Genomic DNA, 17,756 nt, shown 5'->3' on the forward strand with positions numbered 1-17,756 from the left:
GAAGGAGCGCCTCGTGCAAGAAAGCATCCTCCCAAGCGGGGCTGGTTCTCACATCGCACTACCAACCGTATCCGTTTGCGTAGGCTGTTTCAATCAAGAGGCATTCATCGACACTGCGATCCGATCCGTAGCGGCGCAGACGTACACTGCGTTCGAGTGCGTGGTGGTCGATGATCTTTCGACCGACGGTTCCCGCCGAAGGATTGAAGAGTGTCTGTCCCGGCTTGGCGACAGTCGTTTCCGCTTTCTGCCCCGACTGCAAAATGGCGGGCAGTTGGCAACAATAATGACCGGGCTTGACGCGACAGCCGGACCTCTGATCTCCTTTCTTGACGGTGACGATGCGTGGCATCCTGACTTCATAGAATGCCATGCGAGAGCGCATCTCAGTCACACCCGTATCGCGGCGATGTCGACCTCCGATGAGGTGTTGATAGATGCTGCCGGCAACCTGCTTGCTGGCGGTCATCCCGTATTCCGCCTGAATGACCCGCGATCAATACCGAAAATGAACGGCTACCTGCATGTCGATACGGAAGCCGACCCAACATTATTATTTATCGATCGGGGTACTGTGGGTTGGTTTTGGTCAACCACATCGGGGATGATGTTTCGTCGAGCTCCGCTTGAAATCATGCGTCCATCTGATCCGGACCAAATAAGGATATGTGCCGATGATTATATGGCTCGTGCCGCCCATATGATCGGGGGAACCGTGAGGATTGAGCGGGCTCTTGGCAGTTATCGGCTTCACGGCGGCAATGGCTGGGCGGACGGACGCGTCCTGGGTGCCGGAATTGGCCTAGGCAGGATGTCGCCTGATACCGAAATGGCGATACGGCGGGCACTGGCCAATCGTTGGTGCGAGGTGGCGCCGGGACTGGAGCATTTGATTTCCCGCCACTCAATGCGCAGGACCTTGGTCGACCTGATCGGACAGTCTGCGGCTTTTGCATTGCTGGAAAAGAACTCCGATGCGGGTTTTCTGCTGAAAGACTGGGCAACACCACAGCGAAAATTGCAGACCAAACTTATCGGTCTCCTTCCTCCGAAGCTGAGGCCGCGGCGCTTCCGGGACAGAGTCTGATGTGATGAGCCGCTTGCTCAGCGGTCTTATTCGATAAAAACATCATTCGATGCTTCCCTGGACCCCAAAGTCCTGCGTAACAACGCACATTACGCGGCCGACTTCCGCCGCTTTTCCTCCACGCAATCCCAGAAGAGGCTGGCGATGTCGGCGCCGCCGAAGCGCTGAACCTCGCGCACGCCGGTCGGCGAGGTCACGTTGATCTCGGTCATGTAGTCGCCGATGACGTCGATGCCGACAAGGATGAAGCCGCGTTCCCTGAGCGACGGCCCGATGCGGGCGCAGATTTCGCGCTCGCGTTTCGTCAGCTCGGTCTTCTCGGCGCGGCCGCCGACATGCATGTTGGAGCGGGAATCGTGTTCGGCCGGCACCCGGTTGATGGCGCCGACCGGCTCGCCGTCGATCAGGATGATGCGCTTGTCGCCCTTGCGGACATCCTTCAGGTAACGCTGCACGATATAGGGTTCGCGCGAAAGCTGCCCGAACATTTCGAGCAGCGAGGCGAGATTGCGGTCGTCTTCCCTGAGGTGGAAAATGCCGGCGCCGCCATTGCCGTAGAGCGGCTTGATGATGATGTCGCCGAAATCCTTGCGGAAGGCGGCAACTTCCAGTGGATCCTTGGTGATCAGCGTGTCCGGCATCAGGTCGGCGAATTCGGTGACGAAGATCTTTTCCGGGCTGTTGCGCACCCAGGCGGGGTCGTTGACCACCAATGTCTTCGGGTGGATGCGCTCGAGGATGTGCGTCGTGGTGATGTAATTCATGTCGAAGGGCGGATCCTGGCGCAGCAGGACGACATCCATTTCGGAGAGGTCGGTGCGCACCTTATCGCCCAGCGAATAGTGGTTGCCCTTCTCGTCGCGTACCTGCATTTCCTCGACGCGGGCAAACACCTTGCCGTCGCGCAGCGACAGGCGGTCGGGCGTGTAGTGGAACAATTGATGGCCGCGCCGCTGTGCTTCCAGCGACAGCGCGAACGAGGTGTCGCCGGCGATCGACACGGTGGAGATGTGGTCCATCTGGACGGCGATTTTCAGCTTCATGGCAGGTCCCCAGCGCGATTGGAGCGACGTGCGTCCCCTTGGATGCACAAAGGACGCTCCAACACTTTAAGTCGAAAAGCGATATAAGGGTCGCGGTGCCTTCTGCCAATCGGGCCACGCCGTTAACGGTCGAAGACCAGTCGCGAATAACCGAGAAAGGACAGCGCCATTGCCGCCAGCGAGGCGATTGCGAGGGCGGCGAGCGGCGGTGCCGCCGGCAGCGCCAGTAGAGTGACGCAATAGACGAGATAGTTGACGATGCTGGTGGCAATGCCGACGCCGCCATAGCGGGCGCTTTCCTGTACGACGCCGCGACGCGACGGCGAGAATGTCAAATGCCGGTTGAGCTGCCAGGTGACGCAGAGCGCGAAGCCGATCGACAGCACGCGGGCGCTGAAAGGCCCGAGCGGCGTGATGGCGAGCAGCAGCCAGAGTGCGGCCGCATCAGTGACGAAGCCGATGCCTCCGGCAAAGGCGAACCGGACGAGGCGTTGCATCGTTCAGGCCGCGCGCGGGGTCTTGTCCGGCTGCGGCTTTTGCACCACCGCGCCGGCGCGCCGCTCGACGCGCCCGGAAGGCATGGAAAGGTAGAAAATACGCTTCTGTTCGGCCCGCCCGCGCGAGACGGAATCGAGGATAAGCCCGGTCACCATCGCCAGCATGGACAACAGCAGCAGGCCGACCGACAGCACCCAGGTCGGCATACGCGGCACGAGACCGGTTTCGGCGAACTCGACCAGCACCGGCGCCATCAGCAACAGGCTCGAGGCGAGGAAGAACAGTGAAAAGGCGCCGAAGAAGCGCAGCGGTTGCGTCTCCTTCATCAGCATGGCGAACATCCAGAGAATTTTCGCGCCGTCGCGGAACGTCGACAGCTTCGACGACGAGCCCTCTGGCCGCCTGCCGTAGTCGAGCGCGATTTCGCTGACCGGCAATTTGAGCTGCGAGGCGTGCACCGACATTTCCGTCTCGATCTCAAAGCCGCCGGAGACGGCCGGAAAGCTCTTGACGAAGCGCCTGGTGAAGACGCGGTAGCCGGAGAAGATGTCGGTGAAATCGCTGCCGAACAGCCACTTGTAGAGGCTGTTGAAAATCTGGTTGCCGAAAGCGTGGCCGGTCCGGCCGGCGTCGTCGGTAACGCCGCGCCTGGTGCCCACCACCATGTCGGAGCGCTCGGTCAAAAGCGTGTTGATCAGCTGCGGCGCGTCCTCGGGCGCGTAGGTGCCGTCGCCATCGGCCATCAGATAGATGTCGGCGTCGATGTCGGCGAACATGCGGCGCACCACATTGCCCTTGCCCTGCCGCGGCTCGCGAATGACGATGGCGCCGGCCGCGCGGGCACGCAGCGCCGTCAGGTCCTTCGAATTGTTGTCGTAGACATAGACGGTGGCGGCCGGCAGCGTCTCGCGGAACCGCAGAACCACCTCGGCGATGGTCAGCTCTTCATTGTAGCAAGGCAGGAGCACGGCGATGGCAGGTTCGTGGTCTTGCGGCATTTTTCGTCTCCGAATGCCTTGTCGACCCCTAGGGTCGCGCGCCGGAAACCGGCCTTGTCCAGGCGGTTTTACTATTTATTGAAGCCGTTAAGGCTAGGTTTAAGACCGACTTCATGAGTGCCGATTGCCTGGAAGGGCCCGGCATTCCCGCCAAGGGCGTTCGCGGATGAGCACAGCAAGGGACGGAACTTCCACTTGGAAGTCCGATATCGCGTTCGCGCTGCTTGCCGCCTTGCTGCTGCTCGCCCTCAATGCCCATGCCGGTTTCCCGCAACTGGCCAATCCGGCGGGCGACAATGACAGCCTGCTGCAACTGGTCGAAGTGCGCGATCTCATGGGCGGCCAAGGCTGGTACGACATGCACCAGTACAGGATGGGACCGGAGGGCGGCTTCGTCATGCATTGGTCGCGGCTGCTCGATGCGCCGCTGGCGCTTGCCATGCTTGCCGCATCGGCGCTGACAGGCAGCACCGCCTTGGCCGAAAAAACGGTGCAGATACTGTGGCCCGCGCTGCAATTCTGGCTTGCGGTCCTCTTCATCATCCGTGCCGCGCGCGCTTTCGCCGGCGCGCACGCGGTGCTGCCCGCGGCCGTCGTCGGTGGCGCGGCCCTCTACTACATCGGGATTTTTTCGCCAGGCGCGCTCGATCATCACAATATCCAGCTGGTGCTGACGCTGGCGAGCCTCGCTCTGCTGCTCGAGGCGCCCAGGCACCGGCCAGCTGCGCTTGTCGCCGGCATCGGCGCCACGCTGACCCTGGCCATCGGCATGGAAAGCGCCCCCTATGCCGGAACCCTCGGCGCCGTCGTCGCCTTGCTGTTTCTCGCTAGGGGTGACGGCGAAAGGCTGATCGCCAGGGATTTCGGCCTCGGCGTCGCCGGTGTTTCGGCGCTCGTCTTCGTCACGACGATTCCCCTGTCATCCTGGGGCCAGGCCCAGTGCGACACGTTCTCGATCGTGCAATTCGCCGTCACCGGGCTTGCCGGTGGCGGGCTTGCTGCCATTGCCTCGCTGAAGTTCGCCAACGCGACGGGCGCCCGGCGCCTGATGTCGCTTGGCCTGCTTACCGTCGGCATCGCTGTCTTCGCGGCGTTGCTGTTCCCGCAATGCCTTGCAGCGCCTTATGCCAATCTCGACCCGCGCCTGCAGCAAATGTGGCTCGGCTATATCGAGGAGGCGCAATCGATCGTCCAGCTCGTCGCGGATGATCCGGCACGGGCGGTGGCGCGGTTTGCAACGCCTTTGGTGGCGATCGTGCTGATGGCGCTTCACCTCGGCCATGGCGGCTGGCGGCGGCAGGACAGCCTCGTCGGCGCGCTGCTGGTGGTGGCGGTCGTGGTCAGCGCCTGGGAAGTGCGCGGCTCGACCTTCTCCATTGCGTTTGCGGTGATCCCGCTTTCGGCGTGGATCGCCAAATGGCGGCAGCGGGCCGCGGCCAGCCCGTCCAGCGGCTCGGTGCTCAGGATGGCCGCGGCCTGGCTGATCTCGGTGAATGCAATCTGGTCGGGTGCCGCCGAGGCCGCGTCCAGCGCCTTCGACACCGACGCACCTGCCATCGACGCCAGCATCGATGCGCCCTGCAACAGCAAGGCTTCGTTCGCCACGCTTGGCACGATGGCGCCCACCACGGTCCTTGCCATCTCCAATCTTGGCTCGCCGATCCTCGCCTTCACCGGTCATCGCGTGCTTGCCGGACCCTACCATCGCAACGTCGCCGGAAACCTGCTCGTTTTCGACGCCTTGCTGGGGTCGGACGCCGCCGCGAAAGCCATCGTCGAGAGCCACCATGTCGGCCTTGTCGCGCTCTGCCGCGGCAACACGGAAAGCCGGCTGTTCGCGGCCAAGGCGCCGGATGGCTTCCTGGCCGGGTTGATGCATGGCCAGGTCCCGGATTGGCTGGAGCCGGTCGCCGGGACCGCCGGCAGCCCTCTGGAACTCTATCGCGTCAAGTCCAGCAGCTGAAGCTTTCGCAGCGTAGAGCCTTGGAAAGGTAATGTATTTTACCCTCGAAAAATCGACTTGGGGATACGTTTCCTAAAGGGTTTGCTGCCAGTCTCGAAACTAAATTCCGACGTCAAAAAACAGGGACACCGATGCAAACTCCGTTTGGCACCGGTCAGGCAAACAGGGAAAGCACGGATCTGGCCTTCACCGATCCGTTGACCGGGCTTGGCAACCATCGCCGCTTCTTCGACAAGGTCGATCGCCTGATCAGCGATCGTGCCGACGATCCAGCGCCTTTCACCGTCGGTATTCTCGACCTCGACGGCTTCAAGCCGATTAACGACCTGTTCGGCCACAAGGCCGGGGACGACATCCTGATCCAGGTCGCCATGCGGCTGCGCGCCTCGATGGACGGCTATTCGACGGTCTGCCGCATCGGCGCCGACGAATTCGCCTTCCTCTATCCGCTGGTGTTCTCCGAGGAGGCTGCGGCGGAAAAATCCCGCATGCTGATCGAGATCCTGTCGGCGCCCTACGATGTCGGCGAACGCACCGCCAGGCTGTCGGCCTCGGTCGGCTGCTCGCTGTTCTATTCCGGCGACGAGACCACCGAGATCCTCATCAACAAGGCCGAAACGGCGCTCTACCACGCCAAGCGTTCCGGTCGTGGCCGGGTGGTCGTCTACACCCGTGAGATGGAAGAGGCGGCCAAGCGCGTCACCCGCATCGAGCAGGCGCTGCGCCGCGCCGTCTCCGCCGGCGAGGTGGAGCCGCATTTCCAGCCGATCGTCGACCTCAACACCCGCCGCACCATCGGCTTCGAGACGCTGGCGCGCTGGACCGACCGTGATCTCGGCGCGGTGCCGCCGACGGTCTTCATTCCGATCGCCGAGGAACGCGGCATCATCGGCCCGCTGTCGCAGCTGGTGCTGCGCAAGGCGACCGAGGCGGCCAGGAGCTGGCCGAGCGACCTGTTCTTGTCCTTCAACCTGTCGCCCTCGCAGCTCGTCGACCAGAACACCGGCCTGCACATATTGGCGATCCTCGACCGCACCGGCTTCGACCCGCGCCGGCTGGAGATCGAGATCACCGAGACCGGCCTGATGAACGATCCCGCCTCGGCGGCACAGATCGTCGAGGATCTGCGCCGTGTCGGCATCCGCGTCTCGCTCGACGATTTCGGCACCGGCCAGTCCTCGCTCGGCCGCCTGCGCGAATTCCATTTCGACAAGCTCAAGATCGACCGTGCCTTCGTCGCCTCCATTCTCGACGACCGGCCGTCCGAACACATCATCCGCGCCATTCTGGCAATGTGCGAAGGGCTCGGCATGGATGTGGTCGCCGAGGGCATCGAGCAGGAAGCGCAAGCCGATCGCCTGGTCCAGTTCGGCTGCGCCGGCGGACAGGGTTATCTGTTCGGCAAGCCGGTCGATGCCGACGCCACGCTCGGCTATCTCCGCGATTCCTTCCGGGGTGCCTTGCGCGCCAAGGCTATCTGACCGGCGATCTCGACCCTGTCTCCCATCACGACTTTGCGTCCAGTGCGGCGCATTGTCGTTTTGTCCGACATATGCCGCAAATCGACCTTTTTCGCCCTTGCTCGCGCGACGTCTCTGGCTAGGATGCGCGCCGGTTAGGACTACAGCGCCGCGCGTCCTCTCGGACGCGTAAAGGACGCTGTAGCACTTCACATTTTGCGCATTATCCCTTTCCGAAAATCGATCGGATTTTCGGGGTCATGCGCCGGAGAGAAAAGACATGATGCCATCGGCGGATTTTGCCGACCTCAAGGGAGCCTCGGTGCTGATCACCGGCGGCGGCTCCGGGATCGGCGCGGCCCTGACCGAGGGTTTCGTGCGCCAGGGCGCCAATGTCGCCTTCATCGATGTCGCCGATGGCCCAAGCATGCTGCTTGCCGACCGCATCGAGAAGGAATTCGGTCGCCGGCCGCTATACCTCAAGACCGATCTGCGCGATATCGAGGCGTTGCGCGCCTCGGCGGCCAAAGCGGCGGAAGTGCATGGCGATGTCACGGTGCTCGTCAACAATGCCGCGTGGGACGAACGCCACGCCATCGAGGACGTGACGGTGGAGTTCTGGGACAACAACCAGGCGATCAACCTGCGGCCGCATTTCTTCACCGCGCAGGCGGTGGCGCCGGGCATGAAGCGGGCCGGCGGCGGCTCGATCATCAACTTCACCTCGACATCGTATCTGATCAACCACCCGGACATGCCGGCCTACACCGCCGCCAAGGCCGGCATTCTCGGCCTCAGCAAGGGGCTCGCCGGCAAGCTCGGACCCGACCGCATCCGCGTCAACGCCGTCGCGCCCGGCTGGGTGATCACCGAACGGCAGCAGGAACGTTGGGTAACCGAAGGGGCGCTTGCCGCCCATGTCGCCAAGCAGTGCATCAAGGAGGTCATGCGTCCTGACGATATGGTCGGCACGGTGCTGTTCCTCGCCTCGGATGCCTCGCGCATGCTGACGGCGCAGATGTTGATCGTCGACGGAGGCTTCCTGTGAGCCCGGGGTTTGCCGGCAACGCGCCGGCGGTCGCGGCGCTCGATTGGGGTACGACCCGGCTTCGGGCATGGCTGATCGACGGCGGCGGCAAGGTGCTTGCCGAGCGTCGTGGTGACGACGGCCTGATCACCGCGCGTGAAAAGGGGTTTGCGACCGTGCTGGAAGGTCATCTGGCCGCCATGGGCGCGCCCGAAACGCTGCCCGTCATCATCTGCGGCATGGCCGGTTCCCGCCAGGGCTGGATCGAGGCGCCCTATGTCGGCGTTCCGGCGCCGATCGGCGCCATCCTGCGCGGCGCGGCGCGCATCGAAGGCGAGCGCCGCGACATCCGTATCGTGCCGGGCCTTGCCCAGCGCCTGGCCGATGCGCCGGACGTGATGCGCGGCGAAGAGACACAGCTTGCCGGCGCCGGTTTGCCCGCAAAGGGCCGGCATCTCGCCTGCATGCCCGGCACGCATTCAAAATGGGTCGTGGTCGAGGATGGCGCGGTTGTCGGCTTCGGCACATGGCCGACCGGCGAATTGTTTTCGGTGCTGGCAGCGCATTCGATCCTCAAGCATTCGCTGGGCGAGCATCCGGCTCCGGTGACAGCGGACAGTCCGTTCTTCCGGCAATGGTGCGAGCGGGCGCTTGGCGAGGGCGGCGACGTCACCTCGAAGCTGTTTGCCATCCGCGCTGCCGGGCTCCTGCAGGACCTGAAGTCGCAGGATGCGGCGGCCTGCCTGTCCGGGCTTCTGATCGGCGGCGAGATCGCCTCGGCGAAGCGCCGCTATGGCGCCGGCGATGCGCCGGTCGTGCTCATCGCTTCCGGCGCTCTGGCCTCGCTCTATCGCGCCGCGCTCGACCTGGCAGGGCTTGCCTACCGCACCGTCGACGCCGATGAAGCGGTGCGCGCCGGGCTCATCGAGGCCGCGCGCGAGAACGGCATGATTGGAGCCGCCAAATGACCCAGACCGCAGCCTTTCCAAAGCTCAAGCGCGGCCTGGTCGCCATCCTGCGCGGGCTGAAACCCAGTGAGGCGATCGCCATGGGCCAGGCGCTGTTCGACGCCGGCATCGAGGCGATCGAAGTACCGCTCAACTCGCCACAGCCCTTCTCGTCGATCGGCAGGATTGCCCAAGTGCTGCCCAAGTCGGCGCTGGTCGGTGCCGGCACGGTGCTGACGCCGGCCGATGTCGACGGTCTGCATCAAGCTGGCGGGCGGCTCCTGGTCAGCCCCAACATCGATGCGGAAGTGATGGCGCGCGCCATGCATTACGGCATGGTCACCATGCCCGGCGTGTTCACGCCCACCGAAGCGTTCCAGGCGATCCGCCTGGGTGCCTCGGCCCTGAAATTCTTTCCGGCGAGCGCGCTCGGCGCGGGCGGCATTTCCGCCATCCGGGCGGTGCTGCCGGCGCAGACCCTGGTCGGCGCCGTCGGCGGCGTTTCGGAGAAGGATTTTGCCAGCTACAAGGCGGTGGGAGTCACGGTCTTCGGCCTCGGTTCCAGCCTGTTCAAGCCCGGCATGAGCGTCGACGACGTCGCGGCACGTGCGCACGCGGCGGTCGCCGCCTGGGATGTGGTTTTCGGAGAGGCATGATGAACGAAGCGATCGTTTCGGTCTTTTCCGACCATGTCTGCCAGCTTGGCGAGGGGCCGAGCTACGACCCCGCCACCGATGCGCTGTTCTGGTTCGATATCGTCAACGGGCTGTTGCTCGAGCAGGGTGTCGCCTCCGGTGTCTTGAAGATCCATGAACTCGGTCAGATGGCCAGCGCCATCGCCATCGTCGACGACAGGCGCCAGCTGATCGCCACCGAAACCGGCCTGCATGTCCGCGACGTGGCGACCGGGAGGCTGACGCTGCACACCGCGATCGAGGCCGACAATGCGCTGACGCGCTCCAACGATTCGCGCGTCCACCCGTGCGGCGCCTTCTGGGTCGGCACCATGGCCAAGGACGAAGCGAAAGGCGCGGGATCGATTTACTGGTTCTTCAAGGGCGAATTGCGCAAGCTTTATTCCGAGATCACCGTGTCGAACTCGATCTGTTTTTCGGAAGACGGGACGATCGCCTACTACACCGATACCTCGACCGGGCTTCTGATGCGTGTCGCCTGCGATCCGGCGACGGGCCTGCCGGTCGGCGAGTCCAAAGTGTTCGTCGACCATCGCCATTCGAAAGGCTATGTCGACGGCTCGGTCGTCGATCGCGATGGCGTGCTGTGGAACGCTGTCTGGGGCGGCAAGGCGGTCAAGGCCTATTCGCCAGATGGCACGTTGCTGCGCGAAATATCCATGCCGGCGGGGCAATCCTCGTGTCCGGCCTTTGTCGGCGCCAAGGCCGACCGGCTGGCGGTGACTTCGGCCTGGAAAGGCAAGGACGACAAGCAGCGCAAGCTCGACCCGCAAGCCGGCATGACCTTCCTCGTCGACTTCCCCGTCAACGGCCGCTTCGAGCCGCGCGTGCTGATCGCCTGAACGGACGCGGCGGACAAAGGTCTTCGCCGGCACTGTCACGCAACCGTCCGGCGCGGTCGGTTTCACGAAAGCCGATGGCATGCACCGTGCGATGGTAGGCCATCGCGCCGCTGGATTCTTGCCGCATCATGTCAACGCACAGGCCTACCCTGATCCTTGTCTACGAGCCGGAAAAGGCGTGCTTCGACCGCCTGATATCAGACGGTTACCCACCGCAACGCGCCATCGAAATCTCGTCCTACCTCGCACAGTCGACGGATATCGCCCGCGACTTCGCGGCACTTGCCACCGCCTGCGAGGCGCGCGGCATAGCCTTCGCTCCGGTGGCGCTCGACGATGCCGCCGCGGTGCTGGAAAAGGCGGATACGGAAAGCACGCTGGTCTGGACGCTGTCCGACGGTGTCGCCTATTTCCGTGGTGGCGCCGCGCCGGCGCTGGCAAGGCTCGAGGGATTGCGGACGATCGGCGCCGACGATGCGCTGTTCGCGCTCTGCCAGGACAAGTTCCGCTCCGGCGCCGTGCTCGGCGCGCTAGGCCTGCCGGCGCCACAGGCAGGCCTTGCCCGCGACGGCAAATGGCTGGTCGAGCCGCCTGTTTCCGCCGCCGGCTGGTTCGTCAAGCCCAACCGGCTCGGCGCCAAGATCGGCATCTGGCCGGATTCGCGCAGCCATGACCTCGGCCACGCACTGGAGCTTAGCCGGCGCGTCTTCGCCGCCTACCGCGACGATGTCGTCGTGCAGCCCTATGTCGCCGGCCGTAATGTGCGCGCCAGCTTCCTCGGCCTAGCACCGCAAACCGGCACCGAAGCGCTCGGTATCGCTTTTGTCGATTCAGGCGGCGATTTCCAGACCATGGCGGACAGTATGGCGCTTTACGGCGAGACCGGTGAGGCGGCCAAGGCGGCAGGACTTTATGCCGAACCGGAGCTCGTTGCCGTCGCCGACCTGCAGCCGGGGGCCGATGCCAGGATCAGGGCGATCGCCGAACGGCTGATCAATGGGCTCGGCCTGCGCGACGTGTTTTCCATCGACCTGCGCGTTGAAGCCGACGACACGGTGCATCTCATCGAGTTCGAAGTCTGCCCCGGCCTGCCCTGCTTCGATTTCCGCGCCTACTGCCGCCAGCAATGGGGCCTGGAGCTTGCCGACGCCATGGCCGAAGCCGCCCGGAACCGGCTCTTCTCCTGAAGCACGTCGCCCAGAAGTGTACAGCGATCCTGGGACAACGGCATGCATCAAACAAAGGCTTAAAAAGCGTCGCCTGAGTCCGTTTCAGTGTGATGCGCTTCAGATCCCCTCGACCAGCACGATCTCACCGTCGGCGACCTTCTGGCGGATGGCGACGGCGCGCTGATATTCCGGCGAGTGGTAGCAATCATGCGCCGCGGCCAGCGACGGAAACTCGATGATGACGTTGCGGGCGCGGCCGGGTCCTTCCGCCTTTTCGTGCTCGCCGCCCCGCGCCAGGAATTTCGCGCCGAACCGCTCGAAGGCGGGTTTGGCGGTGGCGACATACTCCTTATAGCCTTCCGCGTCACGCACATCGACGCGGGCGACCCAGTATCCCTTTGGCATTGTTCTTCTCCGAAGCCGTTCGTTGGAAACTATGCAGAGCGCATTTCGTCGAGGATCGCTTGCGCCGCCGCCCGGCGGTCGCTCGCCGCGACGACCGGGCGGCCAACCACGAGATGGCTGGCGCCGTTGCGGATCGCTTGCGCCGGTGTCACCACGCGCTTCTGGTCGCCATGGTCGCTGCCCGCCGGCCGGATGCCGGGCGTCACCACCGCGATGTCGGGGCCGACGATGCGGCGTACCGCTTCGGCTTCCGCGGCCGAGCAGACGATGCCGCCCATGCCGGCATGCAGCGCCTGTTCCGAGCGCCTCAGCACCAGGGTGTGCGGATCGTATTCATAACCGACATCGATCATGTCCTGCTCATCCATCGAAGTCAGCACGCTGACGGCGAGCAGGCAAAGCTCACTGCCCCTGGCCGCCTCCACCGCCGCCCGCATCGCCTTGGGATAGGCGTGGATGGTCAGCATGGTCATGCCCATCTTGACGATGTTCTCGACGCCCTTTGCCACCGTATGGTCGATGTCGAGCAGCTTCATGTCGAGGAAGACCTTTGTCCCGCCGCTGGCCAGTTCCCTGGCGAAGTCGAGCCCGCCGGCAAAGGCCAGCTGATAGCCGATCTTGTAGAAGGAGACGACGCCGTCGAGTTCGCGCACGGCCCGCTCGGCCTCTTTCACGGTCGGCACGTCGAGGCCGACGATCAGTCTCTCCTGCATGGATTTGGCCTGCATGGATTGAGCCTGCATGGTTGCTGCAATCACGCTTCGATCCGGGTCGACAGCATGCGGGAGGTTTCGATCAGCGTGCGGCATAGGTGCTCCATCGATTTGTACAGTCGTTCGTCGTGGAAATTGCCGCCCTCGTCGAAAGCGTCGCCGCCATCGGGCACGCAGCATTCCGGCGTCACCACCTCCATCTGGCAGCGCACCAGCACGGCGCGCAGATGGTTGATGCAGCGTATGCCGGCGAAGTGGCCATTGGAGGACGAGCACAGACCGGCGACCTTGCCGGCAAGCGGCCTGACCGGCCGGCCGCCATCCCGGCGCACGCGGCTCACCCAGTCGATCGTGTTCTTGAGCAGCGGCGGGATCGAGCCGTTATATTCCGGCGTGGCGATCAGCAGTCCGTCATGGGCTGATATCAGGCGTCCGAGCTTGGCGGCGTTTTCGGGAACGCCTCTTTCCGTCTCGAGATCCTCGTCGAGGATCGGCAAGGGGTAGTCGGCGAGCGAAATGCGGGTCACCTCTGCGCCCTGCACCGCAAGTTCCTTCTGCGCCACGTCGGCGGTCCGGCCGCTGTAGGCGCCGCTGCGCACCGAGCCGGCGAAGACGAGGATTTTCGGGATCACTGCCATGGTTCGCTTCGCGAGGGCAGTAGGGGAGTAAGGCAGTATGGGAGTAGGGAAAGGCGGTTCAGTCTCCGGACCATCCCTACTGCCTACTCCCCTACTGCCGTACTCCCTTATCTTCCCTTCGATAGATCCAAAGCTGTGTCGGCGGGATGTTGCGGAAGATGAAGTCGAAATGCTTGACGGTGTAATCGCCGCGGCCAGCCGGGATCGGCGACATCGGGCCATAGGTCAGTTGCACGATCGGCCGTCCGGCCGGGATGCGGTCGAGCAGGCTCTCTATATAGGCGATGCGTTGGGCGACCGGGAAATTGAGCAGCGGCACGCCGGAGACGACGCTGTCGAAGATCATCCCGCTCTTCTCGCCAAGCGTGGCGTTGAGGTTGAAGGCATCGCCTTCGATGACGTTGACGCCGGGATAGAGCTGGCGCAAATGCCGCACAAAATCCGTACTGTACTCGACCGCATAGAGATTTTCGGGCCGCACGCCCTGGGCGAGGATGGCGCGGGTGATGACACCGGTGCCCGGACCGACCTCCAGCACCGGCAGGCCGGACGTGGGATTGACGATCGAGGCCATCTTGCGTGCTGTGATCGCGGAAGTCGGAACGATCGAACCGACCGTCTTCGGTTTGTCGATCCAGCCCTTGAAGAATTTGAGTTCGTCGTCGAACTTCTCGGCAAGCGCCTTCCGCAGTCCGTGACCACGTGTCATGCAAGCTCTCCTCAAGGCTCCCCGCAAGCTACTTAACACCTGGTTGACGCAAGGCAAGGCGCGGCGGGACGCATGTCGTGGATAAGATGATTTTCGTCGCGTCCCGAGACACGGCGCGTTTAATCGATTCCCACCCTATTTTTATTCCATCAGCGCTCGCCGAAGGATTCGAAGAAATCCTTCATACGGGCGAAAAACCCGCTCGATTGGGGCGAATTGTCTTGCGAGGAGAGCTGTTCGAACTCCTCGAGCAACTCGCGCTGGCGGCGGGTCAGGTTCTGCGGCGTCTCGACCGCGGTCTGGATGTAGAGGTCGCCGACATTGGGCTGGCGCAGCACCGGCATGCCCTTGCCCTTGAGACGGAACTGGCGTCCGTTCTGCGTGCCTTCGGTTACCTTCACCTTGGTCTGCGTGCCGTCCAGCGTCGTCACCTCGAAGGAGCCGCCAAGGGCCGCCGTCGTCATCGAGATGGGCACCTTGCAATAGAGATCGGCGCCATCGCGCTGGAAGAATTCGTGTGGCTTCACCGCCAGGAAGATATAGAGATCGCCCGAAGGCCCGCCGCGCAGGCCGGCCTCGCCCTCATTGGCAAGCCGGATGCGGGTGCCATCCTCTATGCCGGCCGGAATGTTGACCGACAGCGAGCGTTCCTCGGTGACGCGGCCCTGGCCGGCGCATTTCGGGCACGGGTCCTTGATGGTCTGGCCGCGGCCCTGGCACTGCGGGCAGGTGCGCTCGATCGAGAAGAAGCCTTGCGTCGCACGCACCTTGCCATGGCCGTGACACATCGAGCAGGTCACCGGCTGGGTGCCGGGCTTTGCGCCGGACCCTGAGCATTCCGTACACGAGATCGACGCCGGCACGCGGATCTGCGCGGTCTTTCCGGCGAACGCCTCTTCCAGCGTGATTTCCATGTTGTAGCGCAGATCGGCGCCGCGTTCGCGGCCGCCGGACGACCGGCGCTGCCGCCCGCCCATCATGTCGCCGAAAATATCCTCGAATATGTCGGCGAAGCCGCCGGCGCCAAAGCCCTGCGCGCCGCCATTCATGCCACCCTGTTCGAAGGCGGCGTGGCCGAAACGGTCATAGGCCGCGCGCTTCTGCGGGTCCTTCAGCGTCTCGTAGGCCTCGTTGATTTCCTTGAACTTGTGCTCGCAGGAATGATCGCCGGGGTTGCGGTCGGGATGGAACTGCATGGCGAGCTTGCGGAAAGCGCTCTTGAGCTCCTTTTCGTCGGCGCCTTTCTGGACGCCCAGCGTTTCGTAGAAATCAGCTTTCATTTTTTCCCGCTGTCCGGATGCTCAACGTCTTGATGCATTGTTGCGTCGTTTGCCGGCACGTCGTCTCGATTTAGGATCGGTGCCGCCCGGATGCCAGTGCTGGCGTGTGTCTGTCCGGGCTTTTCTGTCACTTTTTCGGCAAGGCTCCGCACTTTTTCAGCGAAGGTTGCAAAAAAGCCCGGCTTTACACCGGGCTTTCCGCCTTGTCTTGCCGTCAACCGGCTCAGGCCGACTTCTTCTTGTCGTCGTCCCCGTCGATTTCCTCGAAATCGGCATCGACCACGTCGGAGTCCTTGGCGGCATCCGCCTTGGCATCGGCTTCGGCCGTTTCCTTCTGCGAGGCCTCGTACATGGCCTGCCCAAGCTTCATCGAAGCTTCGGCGAGCACCTGGCTCTTGGCCTCGATGTCGGCCGCATCGTCGCCCTCGGCGGCGGTCTTCAGCGCCGCGATCGCATCGGAAATCGCCGTGCGCTCGGCTTCCGAAACCTTGTCGCCATATTCCTTCAGCGACTTCTCGGACGAATGCACCAGCGCCTCGGCCTGGTTGCGGGCCTCGACCACGGCGCGCCGCTTCTTGTCGGCGTCGGCATTGGCTTCGGCGTCCTTCACCATCTTCTCGATGTCGGCGTCCGAAAGGCCGCCAGAAGCCTGGATACGGATCTGGTGCTCCTTGCCGGTGCCCTTGTCCTTGGCCGAAACATTGACGATGCCGTTGGCGTCGATGTCGAAAGTGACCTCGATCTGCGGTACGCCGCGCGGGGCCGGCGGAATGCCGACCAGGTCGAACTGGCCAAGCGCCTTGTTGTCGGCGGCCATTTCACGCTCGCCCTGGAAGACGCGGATGGTCACGGCCGACTGCGAGTCTTCAGCGGTCGAGAACACCTGGCTCTTCTTGGTCGGGATCGTCGTGTTGCGCTCGATCAGCCGCGTGAACACGCCACCCAGTGTCTCGATGCCGAGCGACAGCGGCGTCACGTCGAGCAGCAGCACGTCCTTGACGTCACCCTGCAGCACGCCGGCCTGGATGGCGGCGCCCAGAGCGACGACCTCATCGGGGTTGACGCCCTTGTGCGGCTCCTTGCCGAAGAACTGCTTCACGATCTCCTGGATCTTGGGCATGCGGGTCATCCCGCCGACCAGGACCACTTCGTCGATCTCGCCAGCTTTCAGGCCGGCATCCTTGAGCGCCGCCTTGCAGGGCTCGATGGTGCGCTGGACGAGGTCTTCGACCAGGCTTTCGAACTTGGCGCGCGTCAGCTTCAGCGTCAGGTGCTTCGGCCCGGTCGCGTCGGCGGTGATGAAGGGCAGGTTGATTTCGGTCTGGGTTGTCGACGACAGCTCGATCTTGGCCTTTTCCGCGGCCTCCTTGAGGCGCTGCAAGGCAAGCTTGTCGTTCTTCAGGTCGATGCCCTGTTCCTTCTTGAACTCGGCCGCCAGGTATTCGACCAGACGCATGTCGAAATCCTCGCCGCCGAGGAAGGTGTCGCCATTGGTCGACTTCACCTCGAACACGCCGTCGCCGATTTCGAGCACCGAAATGTCGAAGGTGCCGCCGCCAAGGTCATAGACGGCAATGGTCTTGCCATCCTTCTTGTCGAGGCCGTAGGCAAGCGCCGCGGCCGTCGGCTCGTTGATGATGCGCAGCACTTCCAGGCCGGCGATCTTGCCGGCATCCTTGGTCGCCTGGCGCTGGGCGTCGTTGAAATAGGCCGGAACGGTGATGACCGCCTTCTCGACCTTCTCGCCGAGATAGGCTTCCGCCGTTTCCTTCATCTTCTGCAGGATCATGGCCGAGATCTGGCTCGGCGACTGCTTCTTGCCGCCGGCTTCGACCCATGCATCGCCATTGTCGCCCTTGACGATCTTGTAGGGGACAAGCTTCTTGTCCTTCTCCGTCACCGGGTCGTCATAGCGGCGGCCGATCAGGCGCTTGACCGCGAAGATGGTGTTTTCAGGGTTGGTGACCGCCTGGCGCTTGGCCGGCTGGCCGACGAGACGTTCGCCGTCGCCCGAGATGGCGACGATGGAAGGCGTCGTGCGCGCGCCTTCCGCATTCTCGATTACCTTGGGCTCCTTGCCATCCATGATGGCGATGCAGGAATTCGTGGTGCCGAGATCGATACCGATTACTTTTGCCATTTTTCCAGTCTCTCCTCTAAGCAGGCTTTCAGGACCCATGAAGGCGTTCCGACGAAAGCCCCTGTTCACAAGAAATCCCGTACCGCAACCGGTGTGCCGGTGCCGTACGGCTTGGCGCGTATATAAGAACAGCCGATGCGGC

17 protein-coding genes are annotated in these 17,756 nt (G+C 63.7%); 8 read left to right on the forward strand and 9 right to left on the reverse strand.

Translation table 11 applies throughout. The features are described from left to right. The first annotated feature begins 13 nt into the window (after window positions 1-13). Window positions 14-1,087 (forward strand): glycosyltransferase family 2 protein, encoded by a 1,074-nt coding sequence (locus A3AU_RS1000000137755; protein WP_161633503.1) that lies wholly within the window; start codon window positions 14-16, stop codon window positions 1,085-1,087. Between the two features lie 89 nt (window positions 1,088-1,176). On the opposite strand, the gene gshB is transcribed toward A3AU_RS1000000137755, so the two are convergent. The 3 genes from gshB to A3AU_RS0110775 all read right to left on the reverse strand — a co-directional run bounded on the left by gshB (window position 1,177) and on the right by A3AU_RS0110775 (window position 3,626). Next, window positions 1,177-2,130: a glutathione synthase gene (gene gshB / locus A3AU_RS0110765; protein WP_027052816.1), complete on the reverse strand. Its 954-nt coding sequence runs from the start codon at window positions 2,128-2,130 to the stop codon at window positions 1,177-1,179. A gap of 122 nt (window positions 2,131-2,252) precedes the next feature. After that, entirely contained in the window at window positions 2,253-2,627 is a 375-nt protein-coding gene (locus A3AU_RS0110770) for a GtrA family protein (RefSeq protein ID WP_027052817.1), read from the reverse strand. Between the two features lie 3 nt (window positions 2,628-2,630). Beyond that, a complete protein-coding gene (locus tag A3AU_RS0110775) occupies window positions 2,631-3,626 on the reverse strand; it encodes a glycosyltransferase (RefSeq protein ID WP_027052818.1) in 996 nt (331 codons plus the stop codon). Between the two features lie 166 nt (window positions 3,627-3,792). On the opposite strand from A3AU_RS0110775, the gene A3AU_RS0110780 reads away from it, so the two are divergent. The 7 genes from A3AU_RS0110780 to A3AU_RS0110810 all read left to right on the forward strand — a co-directional run bounded on the left by A3AU_RS0110780 (window position 3,793) and on the right by A3AU_RS0110810 (window position 11,747). Further along, window positions 3,793-5,589: a hypothetical protein gene (locus A3AU_RS0110780; protein ID WP_027052819.1), complete on the forward strand. Its 1,797-nt coding sequence runs from the start codon at window positions 3,793-3,795 to the stop codon at window positions 5,587-5,589. A gap of 131 nt (window positions 5,590-5,720) precedes the next feature. Then, window positions 5,721-7,070 carry a putative bifunctional diguanylate cyclase/phosphodiesterase gene (locus A3AU_RS0110785; RefSeq protein ID WP_027052820.1) on the forward strand — a complete coding sequence of 450 codons (1,350 nt, stop codon included), beginning with the start codon at window positions 5,721-5,723 and terminating at the stop codon, window positions 7,068-7,070. A 259-nt stretch (window positions 7,071-7,329) separates the two neighbouring features. Continuing rightward, window positions 7,330-8,097: an SDR family NAD(P)-dependent oxidoreductase gene (locus A3AU_RS0110790; protein ID WP_027052821.1), complete on the forward strand. Its 768-nt coding sequence runs from the start codon at window positions 7,330-7,332 to the stop codon at window positions 8,095-8,097. Continuing rightward, window positions 8,094-9,044: a 2-dehydro-3-deoxygalactonokinase gene (locus tag A3AU_RS0110795; RefSeq protein WP_027052822.1), complete on the forward strand. Its 951-nt coding sequence runs from the start codon at window positions 8,094-8,096 to the stop codon at window positions 9,042-9,044. The genes A3AU_RS0110790 and A3AU_RS0110795 overlap by 4 nt, the downstream gene beginning before the upstream one ends. Next, the gene (locus tag A3AU_RS0110800) at window positions 9,041-9,679 is read left to right on the forward strand and encodes a 2-dehydro-3-deoxy-6-phosphogalactonate aldolase (protein WP_027052823.1); all 639 of its coding nucleotides are present in this window, start codon (window positions 9,041-9,043) and stop codon (window positions 9,677-9,679) included. The genes A3AU_RS0110795 and A3AU_RS0110800 overlap by 4 nt, the downstream gene beginning before the upstream one ends. Further along, window positions 9,679-10,560, forward strand: a complete 882-nt coding sequence (locus A3AU_RS0110805; RefSeq protein ID WP_027052824.1) for an SMP-30/gluconolactonase/LRE family protein — start codon at window positions 9,679-9,681, stop codon at window positions 10,558-10,560. The genes A3AU_RS0110800 and A3AU_RS0110805 overlap by 1 nt, the downstream gene beginning before the upstream one ends. Before the next feature lie 128 nt (window positions 10,561-10,688). Then, entirely contained in the window at window positions 10,689-11,747 is a 1,059-nt protein-coding gene (locus A3AU_RS0110810) for a D-alanine--D-alanine ligase family protein (protein ID WP_027052825.1), read from the forward strand. Window positions 11,748-11,846: 99 nt separating this feature from the next. On the opposite strand, the gene A3AU_RS0110815 is transcribed toward A3AU_RS0110810, so the two are convergent. The 6 genes from A3AU_RS0110815 to dnaK all read right to left on the reverse strand — a co-directional run bounded on the left by A3AU_RS0110815 (window position 11,847) and on the right by dnaK (window position 17,614). Beyond that, window positions 11,847-12,134: a DUF1330 domain-containing protein gene (locus tag A3AU_RS0110815; protein ID WP_027052826.1), complete on the reverse strand. Its 288-nt coding sequence runs from the start codon at window positions 12,132-12,134 to the stop codon at window positions 11,847-11,849. A 29-nt stretch (window positions 12,135-12,163) separates the two neighbouring features. Beyond that, complete coding sequence (pyrF, locus tag A3AU_RS0110820; RefSeq protein ID WP_027052827.1) at window positions 12,164-12,877, reverse strand: orotidine-5'-phosphate decarboxylase; 714 nt, start codon at window positions 12,875-12,877, stop codon at window positions 12,164-12,166. Between the two features lie 11 nt (window positions 12,878-12,888). Beyond that, window positions 12,889-13,485 carry an NADPH-dependent FMN reductase gene (locus A3AU_RS0110825; protein ID WP_027052828.1) on the reverse strand — a complete coding sequence of 199 codons (597 nt, stop codon included), beginning with the start codon at window positions 13,483-13,485 and terminating at the stop codon, window positions 12,889-12,891. Between the two features lie 91 nt (window positions 13,486-13,576). Beyond that, window positions 13,577-14,194, reverse strand: a complete 618-nt coding sequence (pmtA, locus tag A3AU_RS0110830; RefSeq protein WP_027052829.1) for a phospholipid N-methyltransferase PmtA — start codon at window positions 14,192-14,194, stop codon at window positions 13,577-13,579. A 149-nt stretch (window positions 14,195-14,343) separates the two neighbouring features. After that, window positions 14,344-15,474 carry a molecular chaperone DnaJ gene (gene dnaJ, locus A3AU_RS0110835; protein WP_027052830.1) on the reverse strand — a complete coding sequence of 377 codons (1,131 nt, stop codon included), beginning with the start codon at window positions 15,472-15,474 and terminating at the stop codon, window positions 14,344-14,346. Window positions 15,475-15,697: 223 nt separating this feature from the next. Further along, complete coding sequence (gene dnaK, locus A3AU_RS0110840; RefSeq protein ID WP_027052831.1) at window positions 15,698-17,614, reverse strand: molecular chaperone DnaK; 1,917 nt, start codon at window positions 17,612-17,614, stop codon at window positions 15,698-15,700. Window positions 17,615-17,756: the final 142 nt, after the last annotated feature.

The organism is Mesorhizobium erdmanii USDA 3471, from assembly GCF_000472705.1.
GTDB classification, from domain to species: domain Bacteria; phylum Pseudomonadota; class Alphaproteobacteria; order Rhizobiales; family Rhizobiaceae; genus Mesorhizobium; species Mesorhizobium erdmanii.

Coding starts and splice junctions, on each gene's coding strand:
- A3AU_RS0110825 (WP_027052828.1), bottom strand. CDS start 13,485: ATGGCAGTGATCCCGAAAATCCTCGTCTTCGCCGGCTCGGTGCGCAGC.
- pmtA (WP_027052829.1), bottom strand. CDS start 14,194: ATGACACGTGGTCACGGACTGCGGAAGGCGCTTGCCGAGAAGTTCGAC.
- pyrF (WP_027052827.1), bottom strand. CDS start 12,877: ATGCAGGCTCAATCCATGCAGGCCAAATCCATGCAGGAGAGACTGATC.
- dnaK (WP_027052831.1), bottom strand. CDS start 17,614: ATGGCAAAAGTAATCGGTATCGATCTCGGCACCACGAATTCCTGCATC.
- A3AU_RS0110800 (WP_027052823.1), top strand. CDS start 9,041: ATGACCCAGACCGCAGCCTTTCCAAAGCTCAAGCGCGGCCTGGTCGCC.
- A3AU_RS0110790 (WP_027052821.1), top strand. CDS start 7,330: ATGATGCCATCGGCGGATTTTGCCGACCTCAAGGGAGCCTCGGTGCTG.
- A3AU_RS0110785 (WP_027052820.1), top strand. CDS start 5,721: ATGCAAACTCCGTTTGGCACCGGTCAGGCAAACAGGGAAAGCACGGAT.
- A3AU_RS0110770 (WP_027052817.1), bottom strand. CDS start 2,627: ATGCAACGCCTCGTCCGGTTCGCCTTTGCCGGAGGCATCGGCTTCGTC.
- gshB (WP_027052816.1), bottom strand. CDS start 2,130: ATGAAGCTGAAAATCGCCGTCCAGATGGACCACATCTCCACCGTGTCG.
- A3AU_RS0110780 (WP_027052819.1), top strand. CDS start 3,793: ATGAGCACAGCAAGGGACGGAACTTCCACTTGGAAGTCCGATATCGCG.
- dnaJ (WP_027052830.1), bottom strand. CDS start 15,474: ATGAAAGCTGATTTCTACGAAACGCTGGGCGTCCAGAAAGGCGCCGAC.
- A3AU_RS0110775 (WP_027052818.1), bottom strand. CDS start 3,626: ATGCCGCAAGACCACGAACCTGCCATCGCCGTGCTCCTGCCTTGCTAC.
- A3AU_RS0110805 (WP_027052824.1), top strand. CDS start 9,679: ATGAACGAAGCGATCGTTTCGGTCTTTTCCGACCATGTCTGCCAGCTT.
- A3AU_RS0110815 (WP_027052826.1), bottom strand. CDS start 12,134: ATGCCAAAGGGATACTGGGTCGCCCGCGTCGATGTGCGTGACGCGGAA.
- A3AU_RS0110810 (WP_027052825.1), top strand. CDS start 10,689: ATGTCAACGCACAGGCCTACCCTGATCCTTGTCTACGAGCCGGAAAAG.